This window comes from Nioella sp., from assembly GCF_964229645.1.
Classification (GTDB): Bacteria; Pseudomonadota; Alphaproteobacteria; order Rhodobacterales; family Rhodobacteraceae; genus Nioella.
Genome location: NZ_CAXREX010000109.1, coordinates 1 through 4,292, shown reverse-complemented (window position 1 = coordinate 4,292; position 4,292 = coordinate 1). Strand labels below are relative to the sequence as shown.

Annotated in this window: 5 protein-coding genes and 1 pseudogene; all 6 read left to right on the top strand. The window is 59.7% G+C overall.

Annotation, left to right across the window (positions count from 1 at the left end; all coding sequences use genetic code 11):
* Positions 1-492 (top strand): annotated as a pseudogene (locus ACEQXV_RS07495) (branched-chain amino acid ABC transporter substrate-binding protein); the annotation flags it as partial.
* Positions 493-586: 94 nt separating this feature from the next.
* Positions 587-1,348 (top strand): enoyl-CoA hydratase-related protein, encoded by a 762-nt coding sequence (locus tag ACEQXV_RS07490; protein ID WP_370268554.1) that lies wholly within the window; start codon positions 587-589, stop codon positions 1,346-1,348.
* Between the two features lie 11 nt (positions 1,349-1,359).
* Positions 1,360-2,142, top strand: a complete 783-nt coding sequence (locus ACEQXV_RS07485; RefSeq protein WP_370268553.1) for an enoyl-CoA hydratase/isomerase family protein — start codon at positions 1,360-1,362, stop codon at positions 2,140-2,142.
* A gap of 42 nt (positions 2,143-2,184) precedes the next feature.
* Entirely contained in the window at positions 2,185-2,943 is a 759-nt protein-coding gene (locus ACEQXV_RS07480; RefSeq protein WP_370268552.1) for an electron transfer flavoprotein subunit beta/FixA family protein, read from the top strand.
* On the top strand, positions 2,943-3,869 hold the full coding sequence (locus ACEQXV_RS07475; protein ID WP_370268551.1) for an electron transfer flavoprotein subunit alpha/FixB family protein: 927 nt from the start codon (positions 2,943-2,945) through the stop codon (positions 3,867-3,869). Before ACEQXV_RS07480 ends, ACEQXV_RS07475 begins: the two co-directional genes overlap by 1 nt.
* 207 nt (positions 3,870-4,076) lie before the next feature.
* A partial coding sequence (locus ACEQXV_RS07470) for an acyl-CoA dehydrogenase family protein (RefSeq protein WP_370268550.1) occupies positions 4,077-4,292 on the top strand: 216 nt, incomplete at its 3' end.

Genomic DNA, 4,292 nt, shown 5'->3' with positions numbered 1-4,292 from the left:
TATCTGTCGGTGAACTGGCTGAACGAAGTCGATATCGCCAATATCGGCGCACAAGAGGCGAAAGGCATCCTGCGCGGGACCAACGTGGCCGGTGGCCAGGAAGTTCCGATCGTCAAGACGATGCTGGACACCTACTATGCCAATGGCAAGGGCAGCGGTCCCGAGAGCCTGGTGCGCGACGTGTACTACAACACGGGCATGGCGATCTACTCGGCCGGTTTCGAAGCCGCGCGGATCGCAATTACTGAAAACGGTTGGCCGATCACACCGGAAAGCATGAAGAATGCCTATGAATCGATCGAGAACTTCGATGGAAACGGCATCATGGCCCCGGTTACAGTGACCGACAAAGACCACGGTGGTGGCGGCAAGACCCGGGTCGAGCAGTGGAATGGCGAAACCTGGGTTCCGCTGACCGACTGGAGCGCCGACTATCTTGACGTTGTTTGGGATGTCATCAAGCACAGCTCCGCGACGTTCACCGTCGAATAAGACAGAGCTTCCCCGCGGCAGACATGTCGCGGGGAAGCTTTCCGCAGTTAGATTGTCCCGAGAAAGCGAAGCAGGTATCATGAGCCCCATTGACGTGAAGATCGAAGACGGAATTGCGACCGTCTGTATCAACCGGCCCGAACGTAAAAACGCGCTTTCCGTGGCGGCGACGAACGGGCTGACCGACGCTTGGGAGAAGATCGAGGCGGATGACAGCGTTCGTGTGGCCATTCTGACTTCTGCCGATTGCGGCGTTTTCAGCGCCGGACTGGATCTGAAGGAAGCCACACAAATCGCACGCGACGAGGGTGTCGATATTCTGACCAAGATGCGCGACCCGTTTCACGAGACCATGCGCGCCTGCAAGAAACCGATCATCGCGGCGATGACAGGGTCGCTGATGGCGGGCGGCATGATGCTGACCTTGAATTGCGATCTGCGGGTCGGTCTCAAGGGGACCAAGGTCGGTATCACCGAAGTAAAGATCGGTCGTGGATCGCCCTGGGCATCGCCGGCACTGTCCATGCTACCGCAGCCCATCCTTATGGAAATCGTTCTGACCGGCGACTTGATGCCGATCGAGCACCTGCACGAATACGGGTTCACCAACTATATCGAAGACACTCCCGATGCTGTCCGCGCAAGGGCATTTGACCTTGCCAAACGCATTGCCAGCGCGGCCCCGCTGTCGGTTGTTGCCGCGAAAGGCGGCGTTCGCGCGACCATGGACCTGGGCTGTGCGGGTGGCCTGAAAGAGGGCAAGCGCCTTCACGAGGTGGTTTACGCCAGCAACGACGCGATTGAAGGCCCAAAGGCCTTTGCTGAAAAGCGAGCACCCGTCTGGACCGGGACCTGATGGAGACTTGAATGACTGAGCTTATTCGCCTGGACAGGGATGGCCCTGTCGGAATCCTGCGGTTTCTTCAGCCGACAAAACGCAACCCTTACAGCATCGGGTTCGTCGAAGAACTGGTGGCGCTTCTGCGCGAAGCCGAACGGGACGCTACGATCCGTGTCGTTGTTATGACCGGTGGCAATCATTTCAGCAGCGGCGGCGATCTTGTCGGGTTTCAGTCCGAGATCGCCAAAGGCGCGCGGGCGACGTCGGAAATGGTGGACCTGGTTCACGATGGCGGACGCGCGGCCTATCTGTTTCGCAAACCTCTGATTTCCGCGGTATGCGGCGTGGCTTTTGGCGCGGGCCTCAGCCTGGCCTTGTCGGCGGATATTGTCGTTGCCGCCGAAGATGCCCGGCTGTGCGAAGTATTTGCACGCGTCGGCGGTTGTCCCGACACGGGATCAAGCTGGCTGCTTCACCAGCGCGCCGGTGCGGGCGTTGCCCGGATGCTTGTGCTCACGGGCCGTGAAATCGACGGGCGCACCGCCAGGGACCTGCGCGTTGTCGAAGAATGCGTGCCGGCCAACCAGGTCGAGGTACGGGCGCTGGAAATTGCCCGCGAGATTGCAACGCACCCGATGTTTGGCGTTCAGACCGCCAAGCGTGTGATGCGCGCCGCAGCCGAGTGCAGCTATCTCGAGGCGCTGGATATCGAGCGCGATGCCCAAAGCGTTTTGCTGTGCGCGCATGACTTTCCCGAGGCCATGAAAGCGTTTTCGGAAAAAAGAACTCCAGAATTCAAAGACCGTTAGCTCGGTTGAAACCTTATCGCAAAACTCAAGGAGACCACGCCAATGAAGGTACTCGTGCCTGTGAACCGCGTGATCGACTACAACGTGAAGGTTCGTGTCAAAGCGGACGGAAGCGGTGTCGATCTGGCCAACGTTAAGATGTCGATGAACCCTTTCGACGAAATCGCCGTCGAAGAGGCGATTCGCCTGAAAGAGGCCGGCAAGGCCGAAGAAATCGTCGTGGTTTCCATTGGCGTCAAACAGGCGCAGGAAACCCTGCGCACTGCGCTGGCCATGGGTGCGGATCGTGCCATTCTGGTGGTTGCCGCCGATGATGTGCACACCGACATCGAGCCGCTGGCCGTCGCGAAAATCCTGGCCAAGGTGGTCGAGGAAGAGCAGCCCGGTCTGGTTCTGGCGGGCAAACAGGCCATTGACAACGACATGAACGCCACCGGCCAGATGCTGTCGGCGATCCTCGGTTGGAGCCAGGCGACCTTTGCCTCGGAAATGGGCATCGATGGCGACAGTGCCGTCGTGACCCGCGAAGTTGACGGCGGCCTGCAGACCATCAAGGTCAAGATGCCCGCGATCGTCACTGTGGACCTGCGCCTGAACGAGCCGCGCTATGCGTCGCTGCCCAACATCATGAAGGCCAAGAAAAAGCCGCTGGATGAGAAAACCGCCGATGATTACGGCGTTGATGTCACGCCGCGTCTGGAAATCGTCAAAACCTCCGAGCCCGCGGCACGCGCGGCCGGTATCATGGTCGGCTCGGTGGACGAGCTGGTCGCAAAACTCAAAGAAGCGGGGGCTGTGTAATGGCTGTTCTTCTTCTCGCAGAAGTCACCAATGGTGAACTGGCAATCGACGCAACCGCCAAGGCCGTGACCGCGGCCAAGGCCCTGGGCGATGTGACCGTTCTGTGCGCGGGCGCCTCTGCTGCTGCCGCAGGCGACGCCGCCGCCATGATCGACGGTGTGGCTAAGGTTCTGGTCGCCGAAGACGCATCGCTGGGTCACCGCCTGGCCGAACCGACCGCCGCGCTGATCGCATCGCTGGCCGGTGACTATGAACATATCGTCGCCCCGGCCACCACGGACGCCAAGAACGTCATGCCGCGCGTTGCCGCGCTGCTGGACGTGATGGTCCTGTCGGACGTGTCCGGCGTTGTCGATGGCAACACGTTCGAGCGCCCGATCTATGCCGGGAACACGATTCAGACCGTCAAATCGTCGGATGTGAAAAAGGTCATCACCGTCCGCACCTCGACCTTTGATGCCGCTGGCGAAGGCGGGTCTGCCTCGGTCGAAAGCATCGGCGCCGGGGACGACCCCGGCTTGTCGGAATGGGTCGAAGACAAGGTCGCCGCATCGGATCGTCCCGAACTGACCTCGGCCGGTGTGGTCGTGTCCGGTGGGCGCGGCGTCGGCTCCGAAGAGAACTTTGCCCTGATCGAGAAACTGGCCGACAAGCTGGGCGCCGCCGTTGGCGCATCCCGCGCCGCCGTCGACTCGGGCTTTGCACCGAACGACTGGCAGGTTGGCCAGACCGGCAAGGTGGTCGCGCCTGACCTGTATATCGCTGTTGGCATCTCGGGTGCGATCCAACACCTGGCCGGCATGAAGGACAGCAAGATCATCGTTGCGATCAACAAGGACGAAGAAGCCCCGATCTTCCAGGTTGCCGATTACGGTCTGGTTGCCGACCTGTTCGACGCCGTGCCCGAACTGACCGACAGGCTGTAAGTCATTGCGAAAAAATTACAAAAAGGCCCGCCTGTTTTGGCGGGCCTTTTTTGTACGAGCCGAATGGGCGGCGCGTGATTAGATAAATCCGGATGCGCACGGTCCGAAGCCTTGTGACGCCCCGTCAGAACGCCTCGGGTTCATTGCCAGGAAATAAAACACTTGTTAGATTTCTTCAATGCAAGCATGAACCGATAGGAATAAAACATGTCTCTGATCAAGAACTCCCCGAGTTGGGCAGTGGATGAACACAAGATGTTCGCCGATAGTACACGCAGGCTTTTCGATGCAGAGATGGCTCCGAAGATTGAAAAATGGGCGGAGCAGGGAATTGTTGACCGCGACTTCTGGAAAACAGTCGGTCAGCAGGGTGTCATGGGTGGCTCGATTGCCGAAGAATATGGTGGGTTCGGTGGCGGCATC

Coding starts and splice junctions, on each gene's coding strand:
- ACEQXV_RS07480 (WP_370268552.1), top strand. CDS start 2,185: ATGAAGGTACTCGTGCCTGTGAACCGCGTGATCGACTACAACGTGAAG.
- ACEQXV_RS07485 (WP_370268553.1), top strand. CDS start 1,360: ATGACTGAGCTTATTCGCCTGGACAGGGATGGCCCTGTCGGAATCCTG.
- ACEQXV_RS07475 (WP_370268551.1), top strand. CDS start 2,943: ATGGCTGTTCTTCTTCTCGCAGAAGTCACCAATGGTGAACTGGCAATC.